Below are 18,576 nucleotides of genomic sequence, written 5' to 3'. Positions count from 1 at the left end.
GTGAAGTGACTCGATGGGTTAGAAGGCAGAGCTAGGCTTTGTTCATCCTAACAAATATAAAAAAGCTCATCCTTAGTAAGATGAGCGAACAGAACGATGGATATGTAAAAGAGAGAATTATCACCCTTTTAGGAATAATCATTCAAAAAATGTTTGAATGATTTTCTTCTCCTCGTCCTATTCTCCCAACTCCCGAAGAAAATAGTACTTCATAAAAAAGGCAGGTCTCCTGACTTGTGCTTCGCTTTACTTTAAGCCCTTCCCATGAAATCGTACTTCACAGTGGTTTCGCTTATTTCATCAGCACTTACAGTTGCGGGTACAGTTTTGGATTTTCACCAAATTCCCTATAAAGAGATGTTCTATATTTTCCGAACATCATATACGTCGATTTTCGACACCTTTTTTACTAGATAACAAAATATTGTATTATCAACTTAATTATACTACTAAATATTGAATTTCAATTTAAATTATAATAGGTTTTGACATTTCTTGCAATAAAAATAGATTGAACTACACGCCGCTTAATATTTTTATGTGTTGTTTACTCTTTATAAAAACTTTCCGTCAAATAGCTCTTAAACTGTCTTTTTTTGATTATTGAAGGTGCGAATTCAAGACAAATAAAAAAGAGATTGATAATAGTATTCAAGCCCCCCCATTGTTTGGTTAATAAGCAAACTCAGAAGACTCTTTAATTAAATTGCCATCTCCATCATAAAAAGAAAACAACCAATTTTCACCCATTTCTGTGTTATCAACCATATTTAACAAGAACAAATTATTTTCTACTGAAGACTTTCTTGTAATCCTTTCTGATGGCAAAGTGTTCATCTTAGGTAAATCATAACTAACACTTATTTCTTTTACATTTTTAGGCATATTCACTATTCCATACAGATATTTCTCACCAGTGTCTGAGTTTGTTAAGAAATAGTGTGTAAAGAAATAGTCTGTAAGAAATCCAGTAAGGTTAGCATCAGATAAACCAATTGATGATGAGTTTTCCTTGTTGATTTTAAAGTGTCCTAATTGTTTTTTGTAAGTGTTTCTCTATCTTTTGTACGATATTTGAAAACAAGTACTTTGTCCTTTGTAGCGTTAAAAACATCTAATACCTCTCATAAACTATTATTTCGGTTAATTGCCTTTATTATTGTTCGATATGCCCAATCCATAATAAAGAGATTAACATCACTGATGCAAAAATCATTAAGATTTTTTTTCGACATCAAATTCACCAACCTATTTTTTAATCACTCAAAATATTTTATACCTCGTTAACCAACTCTGTTCCTTTTACTCAATACCCATTATTTCGAATATTCAGTTCTAAGGAAATCCCTTGTTAATGAACCTACCCCTAAAAAAATACGCTAATCTGTACATCAGATTAGCGCTGTTATGTTCAAGACTTAATTTCATGATTTCCTTCAAAGTCACAATAACTACCTTCCGTTGTTGCTCTAATTAAAAATTACCTTTTATACAATTGCTTTAATTCATTTAGTACGAAAGTTTCACGTTTCAACCAGCTATTTTTCTCAAACTGATTCATAAGACTTTCATTTTTTTTAAGTGCTTCTTCTATGGAAACCCATCTTGGTTTGAATTCAAGTACAGACTCATATTCATCCAGTTGTTGAGAGATGTATTCTTTATTTGTCAATTCACACAGATAATAATGTGAAGTCATTTGGAATAATTTATCTTTAATGTATTCGTCCATATTTCGTTCAATTACCGTTCCAACTTTTTCTTTAACGACACAGTTCGTGTATCCAGTTTCTTCTCTCACTTCACGGACTAGTGTTTCATAATGGCTCTCATTCTCTTCCACTCCACCTCCTGGAAACTTATAGTCCCCTCTATTTGAATGAACTAGTAAAATATGATTTTTCGAAATAATTATGGCCCTAATTGCTTCTCTGTAAATGATCCCGTTATATGTTCTATTATTGTGCAACTCTAGTATTTTGTTAAAATTCAAATTTCCACCTCATTACTTGATTTCAGACTATTCCCATTTAACTTCAGAGCAATTATTTCAAATGTTCAGTACTTAGGCAATCCTTTTCACAGAATATAGCACTCTAATGAAAAAGACACTAAACTTTTATTTCAGATTAGTGCCTCCGCTGAATAGATTAAATGATAGGTACATCTGTTTAACGATTAGGCATCGTAAAAAAACAATTTAATTTAAAAGAAATAATCTATATGCAATAAGTCGTGTATACTTCTCGGTTATTAATTTACTTAACAAGGCGTTCAAAATATTATGTTAAAATATGTTAAGGGGGTGCATATGAAAAAATCAAAGGGAAAGAGATATTTAAGTTTTATCATATTAATTCTAACAGTTGCTCTAACAGGTTGTTCTTTAAGCCCAGATTTCGATACGTATGAAGGACATTCTTTAAGAATAGCAGTGGTTGGAGAACCACCAGCTGTAAAAGAGCTACAAGTTATATTTACAGAAGTTTCATCCGATGAAATGACAAGTGAAGAACTGAAGTCTTATGATGCAGTCTTTATTAGAGAGGATAACCTTTCAGAGGCTTCTGAAAGCCAATATGCAGACGTTTACTTAAATTCAAAAATTCCATTTTTCTTTATCGGAACTGATAATTATATTCCTTTTACTGAAAAAGATTTAAAGTACGACAAGACTTCAAATTGGACTGCTGGTAATAGTTATTCTGTTGGTGTTCTCACATCACAAGAAGAAGACACATTAAAAAAATGGGAATATGGTTTATATAATGATAAAAAGACTGATGAACATATTGAAGAAATGTATTCAAGAATTTTCAAGACAATTAGTTTATTAAATCAATAATAAAAAATGAGCATAACGAATATGCTCATTTTTTTACTGCGATTTTTGTTGTTAATTAAGTTACTAATTTGCAACCTAATTGAATATCTTTTTTTACTGTTATTTATAATTTTGTACATCTGAACCGAACTCTTTACTATTTAATTGCCTTTGTTTCCTTTTTATTTTATGCTCCTAATATTAAGGTGATTAGCCCCCTTTCTTTGAATTCGTTAAAGAAATCACTACTAAAATAGTACCAATTAAAAGTTCTACGACACTTAAAATATATGGAAACCATCCTAATATATTATTAAGAATAGTATGCAATTTACCTGGTGGATCACTCCAGCCGCTCAAGTTGGGGATGTAAGTTGATATTGCTAAATGTATAAACCCTAACAAAATAGTACCACTCAAAATAAGAAACAAACCTAAAATAAATAACCTGTCTTGTTTCATATTATCCCTCCCATTTATTCACCCTTTTATTTCACCTGAAGTATCTAATATATTTAGGTCATTGTAGTCTCTTCAAGAATGATTATCCGTTAATTATTAATTTTCTTTAAACATCCTTATTTTACAATATGACACCGTCAATAAAGAAAGACACCCTTCTTCAAGAAAGGCGCCAAGTTAATGAATAACAAAATATCATAACGTATCTTTAGCCAATCAATGAACTCAATAATGATTCACCGTTTCTTCGATATTTAACTCTTTTATAGGGAAAGGCGAATGTATCCCGATCTTGTTATTGCTTCATTTTCTTCATCAAGGTAAAAGTCTATTAATACAGTGCGATTTTCGAGGTCATATATACTGTGCCATAACGTCCTTGTTGGACATTGTGATTCTCTTATGTGAGATTGGTCATGAAAAGAAACTTTTTGATTTACATTTTTGATAAAATTTAAGGAGTACGGAGCCTTTTCTCCCTGAATGTTATCCTTTATATTACAGAAACGATTATACATAGATAACTGATCACCTAAAAATAAACCTTTAAGAAGAATGTCTTATGTACTGTTGTTTTTTAGTGCATAAAATACGGGAACGTCCGATTTGGTCGTTCCCGTTATCTTTGGTTACATGGGTTTTATATGTTAGCCAGTCATTTCTGACTGATCAACTTTTAAATAGCTATTATCCTAAAAGTAGCCTTGATAGTACTACATTCTTGCGTCATATTGCTGGATTAAGAGCTTTCTTAAAAAGAAGCACATCTTTTGGCAACATTCAAATCAAACAAGATAGCTAATTACTGATTAATTATCTGGATTGCTTTTTCAATGTATTCATCTTTACCGGCTTTTATTCCTTCTATGGTACGTTCAACCACATGTGTTGGTTCAATACCGATAAAATGATGTTGAGAGCCATCGGATTTGACAACTTTCAACCCTGTAAACCAAATATTTTCATGTCCAGGTAAATTGATCTCAGTAATATCGCCATTTGCACCTGCAGTTGGTTGACCAACAATATAGCCCAAGTTATTATCTTCAATCACCCCAAGAATAGTTTCAGGATAACTAATTGCTCGTGCATTGGTTAAGAACACAAATTCTCCTTCGAACCTAGGTTCTTGCGGTTCAATTGTCCACGTACCAGTAGTATTATATCCAGCCAGTTTCTTATGATCTGGGTATATAATTTGTTCTATTGCTAATAGTGGACCTTTAACAGTGCGGTCTGTTAAATGACTAACCAACTGCCAAATATTGGGTCCTGGACGCCCCCTCATGTCGAAAATAATTCCTTTTGCTTTTGCAAGAGAATCTAAGTGTGGAATCAATACGTCATAATCAATCTTAAGTGTATTTACATAATAAATTCCTTCTTTGATTTCAGTAATATGTTGACTTATAATAGGAAAGTTACTTAAACCATTTGCATAACCGTATGATCCTTCTAGAGATAAGGATTTTCCATTACGATCTATTTCTAGTAAAAGGGTTTCATCCATTTTTCCATATTCAAGTGCCCAAATGGAAAGCAGTTCTTTAGTTTGTGGCGAACCAGAAATCCTTGCTTGTGATTGTAATAAATACTCATACGTGGGCTTTTCGTCTATTGACATAATAATATCCCCAACCTTGAAATGTGTATCTTGGTAAGTTGATGTGATCACCAATTGATCCTCTGCTATATCTACGGTAAATGGTAGCCTATAAGACTCTTTCCATCTTTGGAGATTACCACTAATATGACCATCAGCTAATTTTTCTGTCATGTAATCAATTATATCAGCATAATCCTCCTTATTTTTGGTTTCAAGCGCTACCTCTATAAAAGAAGGTAACTCTTTAAGCCAATCTGCGTTCACTTCCTCAAAGTAAGGATAAAAATGCTGAATATCATTCCAAAGAATTGTAACTCCAGCTATACGTGTATGAAGTGCTTCTGCATCTGGATCTGCTTTAACTTTATTAATTTCCTCTACTAAGTTGTCTAGCTCAATCATCGTTTCTTCAGTTGAACCTAGTGTTTTTTCTCCATCTGTATAAAGAACTAATGGAATATTAGCTCTCAATGATCTATTTATTGTTTCAGAGATTTTCTCACCAACAGTTGGAAGAGAATCGAATAATTTTTCAGAAGATGAAGTCTCGTTAAATATTATTTTTTCCTTTTTGTATACCCCTCCCTCAAACTTATTTCTTGCTTTTCCAAAATGTTGCCAAGCAACATAGTTCAAACTAGAATCCTCTGATTCTATGTTGAGAGTGTCCCTAACTTCTTCTCCCTCTTGATAGATTTGAATTGTTGGAGCAATAGGTAAAAATAATTCCTCTAACTTTTCTTTTAGATCCCCAGTGTTTTTGGCTTTAACTACGTAACCCGTTCCGTATATAGCAAATTTTTCCCAATCAATTTGTTCAGCTTCATCACTTGGATGAAAGTAACGTATGTATCCATATAATCTCGAGAATGCATGCAGATTTTCCACCTGCTGCTCAATAGAAATAGATAAATCTACTACAGAATTTGTCTCTTCCTTATTAGTTGGTTTGTCTGTTCCTTGAATGAAACTATAAACAGCAAATAGCAGGATTCCAACTAGAGCGATTATAACTAATATTTTCTTAGACAAAACAAACACCCCTATTATTTTTCATTGTACACTTTAATACGAATTTATCATGAAAAGGTTCCATATTTTTCTTGCAAGCCAATCTAAAACATAAAGAATGAGAATTTGTTCTTCAACATTATGACCTTACAATTTAAAAAACGCTAACCTTTATTTCAGATTAGCGCAAGATTGTGGAATATAAATATACAGTCTATTAAGTTAAAAGATAGCTTCTTTGTTTTTTTCAAGGAATGTTCTAACTTAGTAAACACAATTCAACCGGAGTTTACTACCCTAAAGAGTCTTTTAGTTTGGATCTATTAATGTACAAATTTCATAGCGAATTTCGGCGTTGGAATTTGATAAGTTTTCTACTGTCACTTGTTTTATCTTTTCAAACGGAATCGATATAGAATGGAATTCGTCTAAGGTGAAAAATGCACTTTTGCCAATTAGAGGAATAAAGGTTAATTTTATTTTAAAGTTTTGTGGTTTTATTGTAATCATCCCAGTTTCACCCATTTTATTCAAAGTTAGAAATATTGTCCTTGTAGTTCCTGTAGGTATAAAAAAATTTATACTAGGATCAGAATGAAAACATAATACATTGCAACAGTTTGTCTTTGCTCCTAACAAGGTACATATAGCATATTCAAGGCTATTCCCTCCTTCCTCCACATTGGCTACCGTAATTTGTTTTATGTTATCAAAAGGAATCGATATGTTCTCACTTGAATCTAAAGGAATAGGGATTGCATCACCAACTATAGGTATGAAAGTTAACGTTATTGGCTCGAATATCGTAAAAAGAGAAATTACTCCCTTTTTACCATAATTAGGTATTGTTTCAAAAATTGTTAATGGAGGACCTTGTGGTATTCTCATGTCTATACCATTTGAAAAAGTTTCACCTATTGTACATAATAAATCACAACATTTTTCTTGGGTTACTTTTGATGGTACTAATGTTTTTTTACAACTACAAGATGTGATCATGAATAAAACACCCTTTAAATGAATTTATGTTTTAGTGTACGTATTCATGTTTCTGAATGTGTGTATGTTTCACTGTAAGAATTCGACTACTACGAAATCACAAAAAAAAGGCACGTTTCTTATAGAAACGCGCATTCGGATAATAAGATCAGCGATTCATTTTTCTAGTTGACCCATTTTGAAAAAAGTAATATCTTTTAGGACGAGGTTTATATTAAATGTTTTATTTTAGGAGTAAAATTCTTCAAGATGATGAAATAGAGTATTGAAGTTGCTTAAATTATGTTTAGAATACATCTCCAAATTGTTCAAACAATTTAATCTACCAAAAACCTATCACCTTTACTTGAAGGTTGGGAAATCAACATAAACTCAACTTCATTATTTGACTTGTTACACATTTTGTGAGGTACCAAAGGAGGAACTTCAACTCCTTCTTGAGGATTTAAGGTTATCTCTTTACCATTTACCATAATGGTTGCTATTCCTGATAAGACAAAGAAAAATTGGTGTGCTTCTTTATGATAATGATTTGATTCAGACGTATTAGCTGGCATACGTTCATGAATAACACTTAAATTTTGATTTTTCACTAAGTGCCACCCGTCACTGTTATCCCCCCATATGTAATGTTCAGCATTGTTTTTGCTTATTTTCATTTCAATACCCCCATCAATAGTTTTTTTAAAAACTACCTCACCAGTTGTTTAAAGAACTTTAGTTGCTATCGAATTTAATTAAATTACCAACTTTATATTCCTTTTCAATTCTTTCTCCTTCTTCTGTGCCTAAATAAAGTTTAAAAATTATCGAATTAAAAGCCTTTTTAATTTCTTCTTCATTCAACCCTTTTGAGTAAAAAAACAAATTCACACACATAATTTGCAAAGTGCTCACTATCGTTATTTCGACTATATCCTTTACCAAACCAATATCTATCTTGAAGGTTATCTATTTTGTTTGTGGTTTCCTTCCATATCGAACGCTCGGGGAATTCAAATTTTCGTGTAGTTTTTGTAGAGTGTTCGACTGCAAAGTCAAATGTGAATTTACGAAAATCATCTTTTGTAGGATTGTCTAAACCATGTGTTCCTACATAATCATATTCTTCTTCACTTAATTTTGATACAAGTGCCTCAATCTCTATTGTTGGGACCTGTAAATGATTACAAGCAGCTATTAACAATATTAAAACTGATAAGAATAATAACACCCATAATTTTTTTATTTTATTTCTCTCCCTACAATTCTAATCTACCATTTAACCCTATTAACCCCTTCACCAACCTTCCCTGTTGGATTATTATGTATCTTCTATTTTTGTTATTATAGTTGAAGCTAGCAAAATACATAATAGTTTTTTTATAATAATCTGCTATATGGCGCCATAGTATGAAGAGACTAATTTGCAAAGTATAATGTCCAATAGGTGATCTAAGAATTCCTCCACAATAATCCCATAAAAATAGAGGCTAACCTTTATTACAGATTATCGCCAATTTGATAAGAACTAATAACTTCCATTTTTTACTAAACAAATAAGTGTTAGTAGAAAAAGATATTTGTTATTAGAAAACTAAAACCTAATTCCACCATTCTTTTTACCTACATAAAAGAAAAGTGTTAATCCCACTAAAAATAAACAAAACGATAGTCCATCTAAACCAGCCCCTTTAATGAAGCTGTTAATTATTTCTACTAACAACCAACTATTAAACACTATACAAGACATCAATATTCCTGACCATAAGTTATTAGTCATCATAATTACCCATCTTCTAAACTGTCATAATGTTTATGGGCTCACCCTCATATTTCCTTCCTAATTTTATCATAAATGGAAAACTTGTAGTTTTATAACATGCCACAAAATTAACAATTTACGCGTATCTGCACTTCATATTTGCTCTATATTGTGTAAGTTAATAGTAGAGAACAAGTAGTGAAAATATAAAAAACATAAAAAAAATAACACACTCTGAGTTCTAAAAAACTTGTTTTTATATGATATTATAGATGAGGTATATTAAGATAGAGGGGGGTAGTAGTACGTCTATGGAAAATAAAAAATACTTCTTACATCTGCTATATGTTTTAATCTTTTCTTCATCAATAGTTTGGAGTGCTCACATAGTCTCTAATTCTACTCAAAAAGATACAGAAAAAGAAGAGTATAATGATTTATTGACTCAGTCTGAATTACTTGAATATCTACATATTTCTGAAGATGAACTAAATAATATTATTAATGAAGACAATGGTTTAAAAGTTCAGTTATCTAGTTATGATACCTATCGATTTCTACCTTATCTTGAAATTGGTGATAAGAGAATGTACCTTATGAATGAAATAAACGAATGGTTGAAATATAAGAATGATCATGGCTTTTACCAACAGTAGAATCGCTACTGTTGGGCTTTTATATTACTCACACTTCTATATACAAGCCACCTTGTTATGGAAGATAAGCACAACAAATGGGAGTACCAAATACTATTACACCGTGTTACGGATTCATATCCACTTACCATATTTATGGTCTACTACTGTAATTAAAAACCTGGGATATCTTTTATGTGTAAAGTAATCTTCTGTTAAGGATTCGGGTTTTCAGGGAAGCTTCATTCGTGAAAGCCACTGTTAACTGAATACTATCTCCTTAATATCAATAAAATTATCTCGAATATCGAGATGTTATTGATTTCAATGTTATTAAGGTCGATAGTTTGGTCAAAATCATAATTTCTTTCTTCTTCCTCTTCTCCAAACCAACAAGTATATAGCTCGCAATAATCCCCTTCGTTAAGGTATCCTTTTAAAAAATCACATATCGCTAGGAAACTCTCTTTTGCTTCTTTATTACTTTTATTATAGTAAGGGTCTTGGTTGTTAGCATTAAACGACATACCAACACCTAAATCAGTAAAAACCTCGTATATATTCTTGGTTAAACAATGTTTATTTACTGGATTCCTTATTTCATCATTAAAAAAACCTTCATCAATATCAACCTTCTCACCCAAATTATCGTTACTGTAAGGTAGTGTGAAATTACAACCAAGATAATTAACTATACTCATTAGCTACAAAAACCCTTTATGTATTCTATCTATTTTTATTCATATTACTTCATCAATTAGACTTTCAAATAACAACGGCATATACAATTTTACCATCACTGCTTATCATTTGTTTTGGACTCTATTATGTCTAATAAATTCACCGTCAAGGTATTCTTTATCTACGTTAATTTCATCTTATGTAATTTTAAACTTTAGCAGTATTCTTTTCTATTGCTTGTTCTCAGTTTGAATTTTTAATAAGAAAGAACTGATAGAATTTTGTCAGGACCGACATATCGATGATTAAATGTATAGAATTGAAGGAAGTTTAGGTTACCTAACACAAATTTGACGGTTACACCACGTATGTACGAATAATAATTACTATCTTTTACACATAGTATTTTGTAACAAAGTTTAGTAATTGCCAAAGGAGGGATTTGGTTGTCTAAAATAAAAGATCTTTTAACCTATGAAGATTTTCTTATGAAGAAAATATTTAGTGCTAAAGAATACTGTTAGGAATGAAATACCTCAATTAGAAGATAGTGGATTACCTATTTTTCAAGAATCATGTTACACATGGATTCCCCACCTAAAATTATGCGCTTGTTATATTTATTTAGAAGTTTATTCAAAAGCTAAGCTATATAACGAATTAAAAAAAAAATATGTTCCTAATAGTTTTGCTGTAAAAGAATACGATCGGTTCTTACATGAAAAGCATGATGAATTCCCAGAAAATTAAACGTCAACTAACCCTCGATCCTCTATCATTTGGGGGTTAATTGACATTTATCTAATGAGTGCATTTTCCTTTAACTAAATCGGTATCGGAAGTTCTGTCATAGGCAGAAGGCGTGAATCTTCGATTGCTGCAGTCCGGTGTCCTATACCGGCTAGGTAGTCTTGATCACTAGAAAAAGCAAGAAACGACTGCACGCTGCTTTGGCGAATTAGCATGACAAGATCCCATCTTTCGTCTTCTGGACCGATAAGAAATTCTCCGCTATCACCAAGAAACATGACTTCTCCTCCACTTTCACGCAGAAATGGGAGCGTGTGTTCAATATAGCGGTTGAAAGCTTCGGCACCGCTAATTGGGACTTCTGATGCTAGCTCAGGATTGGCTGTGTAATCGGCAATATCACGAAAACGCAGCAGGTTCAGCATGATGATGCTACCCTCATAACCTTGTTGCATGAACCTCATGCCAGCACGTTGCGATGGTTCGATGTAACGAATGGTTTTAGTGTTCTTTGCACTCATTTTCTTCACTCCTTGACGTAATTTAAGTAAATAATAACAAAAGACATAAAATATGTCTATAATTTTGACGTATTTTATGTCTTATGTTTTATTCCCAAGCAAGAATATTTTATGAGTGCTCTATCCATTAGCTCGATAAGCTTTATTCCACAATATGGCCCTAAAATGAAGAAAAGCACTAATCCTTGTCACAGATTAGCGCCAGATTGTTAAGGCTCAGTTTACCTTACATAAACTAGGATTGTTCTACTAAAGTGTTCTTTCATCTACATTCCTTATAGCATGGATATTCTCTAATTGTTTCTTTACAACTTGAGTAAGTTGAACTTCAGCTTCATAAAATCCATATTGAGCGACACTTTTCATACACTTTCCCATCACTTCTTCAAGTAGGTGATTTGCATGATCTACATTACCCTCTATATAAGCAAGTATCGCCTCACTTCTTTTATAGCTAATAGGCTCTATTATTTTAGACATTTGCAAATGTAAGCTTTTAATGAATTGAAAATCAGGCTCTGGTTTTAGCAATGAATCAATTTGTTAACTATGAGTAATAAACTGTAAGTTCATTTTCGTTTTTTTTGTAATTGGAAGTTGTTTATACAATTCGATCGATTCAGATGCTTTGTAATAATTGTCCGTCACTAAGTGATAATAGAACAATAAATAAGCGTTTGTGATTGTATCAGATGAAACATCTACGTTTTGTGCCTCTTTAACCAATTGTTTATCCCAATCTATTGGATTTTTAGGAGACATCATTTCTTTCATTAATAAGAGCGTTGCTAAATGTGTTTCTGCCTCTTTTCCACCTTTTTGCAAGGAAAGGAGAATACTACCATCTGACCCTTGAAATGGGACTATGGTTGCGAAAAAAATGACTGTATTGAGAATCGTGAATATCATTGCTATTTCGTATTCTGTCATGTGCCATATTAATAAACTAATAATACTCGCAATGGCAGTTAGTATGGGACCACCTGCAACAAATATTTTATGTCGTTTCAGTAAATTAGTTAAGTTCTTCTCTGTTGGTACACAACTGGCAAGCCCGCCAAATGCCACCCAATTATTATTAGGTATAACTTTTAAATTTGGATTTCGTTCAATCGTTATTGGACCAACTGTCATAAATAGAAATTTGTATCCTGCAAGCTTCCCACCAATGACATGCCCTAGCTCATGGATGAATAACACGATTAATAAGTAGAAACTAAGGCTGATTAAATTGGTCATTTCAGCATAAGATGTAAATGATAAAGCAATAGCTATAACAATCGAGATTATACACACGTTTAACGGGGAGAAAAACTTGCTCATATGAGTCATTCCTTTATTATCCATTTTTATAACCTCTACTATACTATAAAGCCCCATCTAATAACTATTAACCACAACGGGAGTTGTGTTAATATAACAACAAAGAATATTTAGGCAGTCCTTGAGGTGATGGTGGAACTACTTTACACTTACAATTTTTATCTTTCATTAGTAATATCACCTTCTATAAAAGGTTAGGCATACAGCTATAATGTGACAACAGTGAACAGGTGTCTATTGTACATCCTCCAACAAATTTAGATAGCCAAATGTTATTTAAGTTTTTAACAATATATTCTAGCGTATAAATTGGTTGTTGTAGATTAGCATGTCGCTTTCTAGTAAACAAGGAAAGTACATAGACCATTAGCTGTATAAAATAGTTACCATTTTCCAAAACCTTTTTACATATGGGCTCCTCACCTTGTTATACAGCTGCTATTTTCATTTATTGAAAGATTACACAAAAGTGAAGTTGCATTTTATACTTTTATTTTTACAAATTTTCTTTTTCCCACCTGTAGTATCATACCATCTTCGATATCTACTAAAAGGTTAGAGTCATTGACCTTAATGGTGTTAATCCTAATCCCACCATTTTTAATCATTCTTCTAGCCTCACTTTTGGAGTACTGCATCTTTAATTTAACCAGTAATTCAACTATTGGTACCTTCAGAGATTCATTCCACTTTACTTCTGGAATGTCTTTAGGAATTGAACCTTTTTGGAACACTGTTCTAAAATGTTCTTCTGCTTTTTCAGCAGCTTCATTACCATGAAATATATCTACTATAGTTTTACTTAAGTAGATTTTCGCATCCCTTGGATGGAGGGAACCGTCTTTTAACCCTTGAGATATTTGTTGCTTTTCGTCTATTGATAAGTCCGTTACTAGGTTAAAGTATTTGAGAATTAAACTATCAGGTATAGACATTGTTTTTCCGAACATTTGGCTAGGTTCTTCTTCAATACCTATATAATTATTCTTTGATTTTGACATCTTTTCTACACCATCTAACCCTTCTAGCAATGGGAGCATCATCACCACTTGCTTCTCTTTTTCATAATGCTCTTGTAGATGCCTTCCCATCAAAACGTTAAAATGTTGATCAGTTCCGCCTAACTCTACATCACTTTCTAAAACTACTGAATCATAGCCTTGCATGAGAGGGTAGAAAAATTCATGAAGGGAAATAGGTTTTCCTGTAGATATTCGATTAGAAAAATCATTTCTTTCAATTAAACGTGCCACGGTTATTTTTGCTGAAAGATGAATGATATCTTCAAAATTCAGAGATGAAAGCCATTTTGCATTGTAATATAACTCTACTTTATCCATATCTAACACTTTACTGAATTGCTCAAAATACGTTTTTGCATTTTTCTTTACCTCTTCATTTGTTAATTGCTTTCTTACTGCAGATTTACCAGTTGGATCTCCTATTTTCCCAGTAAAATCACCTATAATTAATTGGACGATGTGGCCGTTATCTTGAAATTGTTTCAATTTATTCAATACGACAGTATGCCCTAAATGAACATCAGGAGCAGAAGGATCTAAACCTAATTTAATTTTTAATGGTTCATTCTTTAATAAAGACCTTGAGAGTTTGTCTTTCAGCTCTGCTTCCGGAATAATTTCTTCAACCCCATTTTTGTAAATTCTCAGCTGCCTCTCAACCTCCATTGTTTGTTCATTCGTAAGCCTCTTGAAATTATCCATTTTTTTCCTCCTTTAAATATAAAAAACCACGCCCCTTATAAAGGGACGTGGTTAACGCGGTACCACCCTTAATTGAAGATATATCTTCCACTTAAATCGAATAACGGCTCATCCGTCCTTTGCTAAAATGTGTTCACAAAGAAAGTTCAAGGAGGTAATTCGTTCTTATCTTTGTTCTGATTTTCACCCACCATCAGATCTCTAAATACAGGGAGATAATAACTACTTTGTCCTATCATAACTTATATCTTATTCTGATTTTTAATTATTTTACAGAATATAGAATGATTTAGCAACCTTTCTTTTTATCCCAATTATAATTTTTTTCACCCAACCTAACAAAATAAACACAATGATATCATAAAGGCAGGAAACCACATATAAGGTTCCTGCCCTATCTTGTTAAAATGATCTAGGAAAAAACCTCAATGTGTGTTGAGCTTTATGATATATTATTTCTCCTCGACTGTAAGAGATTTTACATTATTGTTTCCAACAGGATTATCACTTAGGTCTTTATCGCTCACTGTAAATAATTGACTTGTTCCCCCAAAATTAGTTTTTGTAAACAAAGTCGCTTTGTAATCCCCGACAATATATATTGAGGATAATGAACCTTCTGTAATTCCAACTTCCTCTGTAGTAGAATAAGCCCCTATTTTAGTAATCCTTTTATACGTATTTAGTGGATTATAGTTTTTATCTTTAAATAAATAAACTCCTTTTGGTAATATCATAAAAGAAGAAACTTGGTTTTTGCCAACATTTGAACCAGATAGCCACTTTGAACCATCTTTATACGAAGACATATTCCCCTCATAATTCATATGTTCATATAATACAGCAGCCCAATCTCCGATAACGAGTACTGAACTTAATGCATCATTAGGAAAGCCACCTTCACATCCATCCTTAGTAATTAATCCACACAATAACCAATTATTATACCTATTGTGCTCTCCTTTGAAGTTTTTATCTTTAAAGAAGTGAACACCTTCACCTTTTACTATTTTGATAGCTGATGCTCGATTATCACCTATAGCTCTATCATCTAACGTTTTGTCCCCGCCATCATTAAACCAAGAAACTTCACCATCATACCCTTTATATTGATAGGTTATAAGTGCATACGGTCCAACTACCTTTACTGAAGATAAATCATCATTTGGAAAGCCAATATCTGCTTGAATATCATCAAATGATGATATACCATCATTATTTCTAGATTTATACAGCATGTCACCCATATACTGTGAGCCTGTAAAAAGATAAATACCATCTTTCTTTTCTTGCACCTCTAGAGATGAAACCGTATTAGCGCCTATTTCTTTTGAATCTAAGTCACGGAAAGTCGCATTACCAAATATCGTTTGAGTTAAACCACCATAACTTTTATCTTTGTGTAGTGTAACATATACATCTCCTCTTACTAATATAGATGATAGGCTATTATTCGGAAAATCTATTGAACTCACATCAGATACTTTTTGACCTTTACTGACTGCAACACACTCGCCGTTAAATCCTGTTTTAGTAAATAGAAATGCAGTTTCTGTTACAGCAAAGTTATTAGCTATTTTAGAAGTTGGTGATTTAATTAATTTATCATTATATAAAACTTCCTTCATTATATAAAAATCTACATTGTCATTTTCAACTAATACATCGTATAATTCAGCTGAAATATTCACTGAAGCATCAGTACCTTCAAATGCTCCTACTTCTTCACCGCCTGCATCAGGATTACCAATATATACTCTATAATATGTTCTCTCTCCAGCTGGTAGTTGATCATCTTCCCAAGAAAAAGGAATAGAGCAGCTAGTTTGAACAATATCTCTTAACGATGCGGCTGTTAATTCGACTTTCCCAAAAACTTCATTACTTGGTCGTGATACCGTTTTATATAATGTTCTATTATCAAAAAGGGTATCTTCATGATAAGACTTGATCCAATAAACATTATTTTTTTCTGGTTCTACATTCACATCTAACCAGCTCGTAACAGTTGGGTCTTGAATGAGTGCGGCGATACTATCATTTTTATATACGATAAAGCCGTCTACATTCGGATCAGAAGTTTGATCCCAAGACAAAGTTGTCGTCAAGTCAGCAAATGATGAATCTACACGTACGTTTGATGGTACTTCTAAAAGAGAATCTTCTGGATAAATTGGTACTTCCATCGTTGCGTAGCCTTTATTGACCATTTTGATAACATAAGAATTTTTATCAGGTCTAAGGCCATAATCGTCTAAGTCATTTTCAAACGCTTTGCTAAGTTCATGAAAATGATTAGCTTGCGTAAAATTAACTTTAGATTGCGTAACTAAGTTATAAACTGCCCATTTATATGGATTTGCACCAGCTATTGTTCCAAAAGGCTTAGTAAAAGTTTCTGTATTAGCCTCATTTATCGTTCTAGAAAACGCATAGCTTCTTGAATCAGAGTAATTATAATTTAAGCTCACGCCTACTTTAAATTCTACTGCAAAAGCTTTGCTAGTAAATTCAGTTGAAATACCTAAGCCAAACCCATGAGTAAGTGTTGCCATTTCCTGCTGTGACTCAGTCAACCCATAAGATCTTTGAAAACTAGCCGTAGCAGGTCCACCCGTCTTCTCATTTCCATATGCAGCTCTCTCCCACCATTCCTCTATATCTAATGTCAATCCCTCAGCAAAATATGAGTTTTTGTCCAATAATAAAGTAATTTCTCTAGGGGTACCAACAGGAAAAGCAGAATTTAATAACCCATTATCAGGACTATATATTGCTCTGAACGTGTCAATATTTGGATCATATTTATCTAACGCATTATTTAGAACACTTAATGACTCGCCTGCAAGCTTCTCATAATATTCCGCATTGTAATAATGATCGTTATAACCAGGATCTATGATAAAATTTATCGGAATATACTCAAATGGTTCAATTCCATGAAATATTGTTCGATTTTCATATGTGTCGAATGGAAAAGCCTCGTTGTCATCAAGCGCAGGAACAATTAATTCTGGTTCCACATAACCGCTGCTGTTTCCCCTGTCTCCCACCTCTTGTACAGTAGTAGGATCTGTTTTTAGCGATTTCGAAATAGATCCAGATGCAGCAGAATCATCAGGTAAATATAATTGATATGTACCTCTATCAATTACTTCATATCCTGGAGGTGCTTCTAGCTCTTCACTTTCATCATCTACAGCACCTAATACATTTGGAGGAATAAAAACAAATAATAACAGGAAAAAAATGATGTTTATCGAATATTTAGTCGAACTGCTTACTATACTTTTCATAATCTCACCATCTTTTCAATTATTTTGGGCTAAAGGTATTACCTTAGGCTATTTTCGTAAACCTTTTGCTATTGAAACCAATTTAGAGTATTAGCAAGTAAATTTATGCATATGACGTTTTTAACAATGAGAAAGATGCCACTCACTACACTAGGTATATACTCACTTATTTCATAGTTCGTATAACAATGCGAAAACGGCCTCGAATGACGAAGGAAAACTAATTGTGAAGTATAGCTACTAATCACCTCCTTAAATTAAATAATAAAACTCGTTAAAACTTGATAGATTAATAGAGAGAATAACAACTGTAGTAATGAGGAATTAATCATTTGACTAAATCATACAAAATTCGATATATTTCAACAAATTCGATTTTCGACTGTATAAGCCTATTTTAGTGAGGAAATGATCTGTTTTCAGCTTGGTGAATAGAATCGGGGCTGTTTGAATAAATATATTGATGTACTGACAATAAAGCGCATAGTTTTGGACAGTAAATATAGTTGTTCATACAGTAAAATACCTAGTTTGAACAGTAAACTTGTTTGTACGGACAGTAAAGCACCTAGGTTGGACAGTAAACATAGCTTTTACGACAGTAAAACACCTAGTTTGGACAGTAAACATAGTTTTTACGACAGTAAAACACCTAGTTTGGACAGTAAACATAGTTTTTACGACAGTATAGCGCCTAGTTTGGACAGTAAACATGTTTGTTCCGACAGTGAATCACCCAATTTTAATAATAAGCATGGTTGTTCGGACAATTTCATTCTAAAAAATGGTAAAATAGTTTTATATTTATCTAAGGAGGTATTTATAATGTTATATTTATCTAACGAGGCATCTATAATGTTAGCCCTAATACCGCTTGGACTTGGAACTTTATTAATAGTTTTATACCCTATAATCAACAAGGAAAGTAAGATTTTTGCAAGGATTAGTTTTATTATGGGTGCATTAATCATATTGATCCTTTTGTATATTGTAGTTTCAC

17 protein-coding genes, 1 riboswitch and 1 other annotated feature are annotated in these 18,576 nt (G+C 32.5%); of the genes, 3 read left to right on the top strand and 14 right to left on the bottom strand.

Annotated features, from left to right (window positions below):
• Positions 1-201: 201 nt before the first annotated feature.
• Positions 202-420: riboswitch (cobalamin riboswitch) on the bottom strand.
• Positions 421-672: 252 nt separating this feature from the next.
• Positions 673-885, bottom strand: coding sequence for a hypothetical protein (locus SLH52_RS10780; protein WP_320209281.1), 213 nt, complete (start codon positions 883-885; stop codon positions 673-675).
• Between the two features lie 595 nt (positions 886-1,480).
• Positions 1,481-1,993, bottom strand: a complete 513-nt coding sequence (locus tag SLH52_RS10775; RefSeq protein ID WP_320209280.1) for an NUDIX hydrolase — start codon at positions 1,991-1,993, stop codon at positions 1,481-1,483.
• A gap of 318 nt (positions 1,994-2,311) precedes the next feature.
• Here SLH52_RS10775 and SLH52_RS10770 point away from each other — a divergent pair, with 318 nt between their 5' ends.
• Positions 2,312-2,845 (top strand): hypothetical protein, encoded by a 534-nt coding sequence (locus SLH52_RS10770; RefSeq protein WP_320209279.1) that lies wholly within the window; start codon positions 2,312-2,314, stop codon positions 2,843-2,845.
• 189 nt (positions 2,846-3,034) lie between these two features.
• Here the strand turns inward: SLH52_RS10770 and SLH52_RS10765 are convergent, their stop codons facing one another.
• From SLH52_RS10765 to SLH52_RS10740, 6 genes are all read right to left on the bottom strand, one after another.
• Positions 3,035-3,286: a hypothetical protein gene (locus SLH52_RS10765; RefSeq protein ID WP_320209278.1), complete on the bottom strand. Its 252-nt coding sequence runs from the start codon at positions 3,284-3,286 to the stop codon at positions 3,035-3,037.
• 802 nt (positions 3,287-4,088) lie between these two features.
• The gene (locus tag SLH52_RS10760) at positions 4,089-5,924 is read right to left on the bottom strand and encodes a S41 family peptidase (protein ID WP_320209277.1); all 1,836 of its coding nucleotides are present in this window, start codon (positions 5,922-5,924) and stop codon (positions 4,089-4,091) included.
• Positions 5,925-6,212: 288 nt separating this feature from the next.
• Entirely contained in the window at positions 6,213-6,902 is a 690-nt protein-coding gene (locus tag SLH52_RS10755) for a hypothetical protein (RefSeq protein WP_320209276.1), read from the bottom strand.
• 317 nt (positions 6,903-7,219) lie between these two features.
• Positions 7,220-7,561: a cupin domain-containing protein gene (locus SLH52_RS10750; RefSeq protein ID WP_320209275.1), complete on the bottom strand. Its 342-nt coding sequence runs from the start codon at positions 7,559-7,561 to the stop codon at positions 7,220-7,222.
• Between the two features lie 179 nt (positions 7,562-7,740).
• Positions 7,741-8,115, bottom strand: coding sequence for a fructose-bisphosphate aldolase (locus SLH52_RS10745; protein ID WP_320209274.1), 375 nt, complete (start codon positions 8,113-8,115; stop codon positions 7,741-7,743).
• 363 nt (positions 8,116-8,478) lie between these two features.
• Positions 8,479-8,667, bottom strand: coding sequence for a hypothetical protein (locus SLH52_RS10740; RefSeq protein ID WP_320209273.1), 189 nt, complete (start codon positions 8,665-8,667; stop codon positions 8,479-8,481).
• Positions 8,668-8,957: 290 nt separating this feature from the next.
• On the opposite strand from SLH52_RS10740, the gene SLH52_RS10735 reads away from it, so the two are divergent.
• On the top strand, positions 8,958-9,302 hold the full coding sequence (locus tag SLH52_RS10735) for a hypothetical protein (protein ID WP_320209272.1): 345 nt from the start codon (positions 8,958-8,960) through the stop codon (positions 9,300-9,302).
• Positions 9,303-9,553: 251 nt separating this feature from the next.
• On the opposite strand, the gene SLH52_RS10730 is transcribed toward SLH52_RS10735, so the two are convergent.
• Positions 9,554-9,982 carry a hypothetical protein gene (locus tag SLH52_RS10730; protein ID WP_320209271.1) on the bottom strand — a complete coding sequence of 143 codons (429 nt, stop codon included), beginning with the start codon at positions 9,980-9,982 and terminating at the stop codon, positions 9,554-9,556.
• Between the two features lie 484 nt (positions 9,983-10,466).
• Between SLH52_RS10730 and SLH52_RS10725 the strand changes: the two genes are divergently transcribed.
• Positions 10,467-10,712 (top strand): hypothetical protein, encoded by a 246-nt coding sequence (locus tag SLH52_RS10725; protein ID WP_320209270.1) that lies wholly within the window; start codon positions 10,467-10,469, stop codon positions 10,710-10,712.
• A 74-nt stretch (positions 10,713-10,786) separates the two neighbouring features.
• Here the strand turns inward: SLH52_RS10725 and SLH52_RS10720 are convergent, their stop codons facing one another.
• The 5 genes from SLH52_RS10720 to SLH52_RS10700 form a co-directional block, all read right to left on the bottom strand.
• Positions 10,787-11,233, bottom strand: coding sequence for a DUF1330 domain-containing protein (locus tag SLH52_RS10720; protein ID WP_320209269.1), 447 nt, complete (start codon positions 11,231-11,233; stop codon positions 10,787-10,789).
• A gap of 249 nt (positions 11,234-11,482) precedes the next feature.
• Positions 11,483-11,713, bottom strand: coding sequence for a hypothetical protein (locus tag SLH52_RS10715; protein WP_320209268.1), 231 nt, complete (start codon positions 11,711-11,713; stop codon positions 11,483-11,485).
• Positions 11,714-11,776: 63 nt separating this feature from the next.
• On the bottom strand, positions 11,777-12,580 hold the full coding sequence (locus SLH52_RS10710) for a site-2 protease family protein (RefSeq protein WP_320209267.1): 804 nt from the start codon (positions 12,578-12,580) through the stop codon (positions 11,777-11,779).
• 458 nt (positions 12,581-13,038) lie between these two features.
• Positions 13,039-14,280: a tyrosine--tRNA ligase gene (tyrS, locus tag SLH52_RS10705; protein WP_320209266.1), complete on the bottom strand. Its 1,242-nt coding sequence runs from the start codon at positions 14,278-14,280 to the stop codon at positions 13,039-13,041.
• A gap of 38 nt (positions 14,281-14,318) precedes the next feature.
• Positions 14,319-14,528, bottom strand: a binding site (T-box leader).
• 204 nt (positions 14,529-14,732) lie between these two features.
• Positions 14,733-17,576 (bottom strand): hypothetical protein, encoded by a 2,844-nt coding sequence (locus SLH52_RS10700; RefSeq protein WP_320209265.1) that lies wholly within the window; start codon positions 17,574-17,576, stop codon positions 14,733-14,735.
• Positions 17,577-18,576: the final 1,000 nt, after the last annotated feature.

This window comes from Cytobacillus sp. IB215665, assembly GCF_033963835.1.
GTDB lineage: Bacteria > Bacillota > Bacilli > Bacillales > SM2101 > Nanhaiella.
The sequence above is the reverse complement of the archived record's forward strand: the minus strand, read 5'-3'. Positions and strand labels throughout refer to the sequence as shown.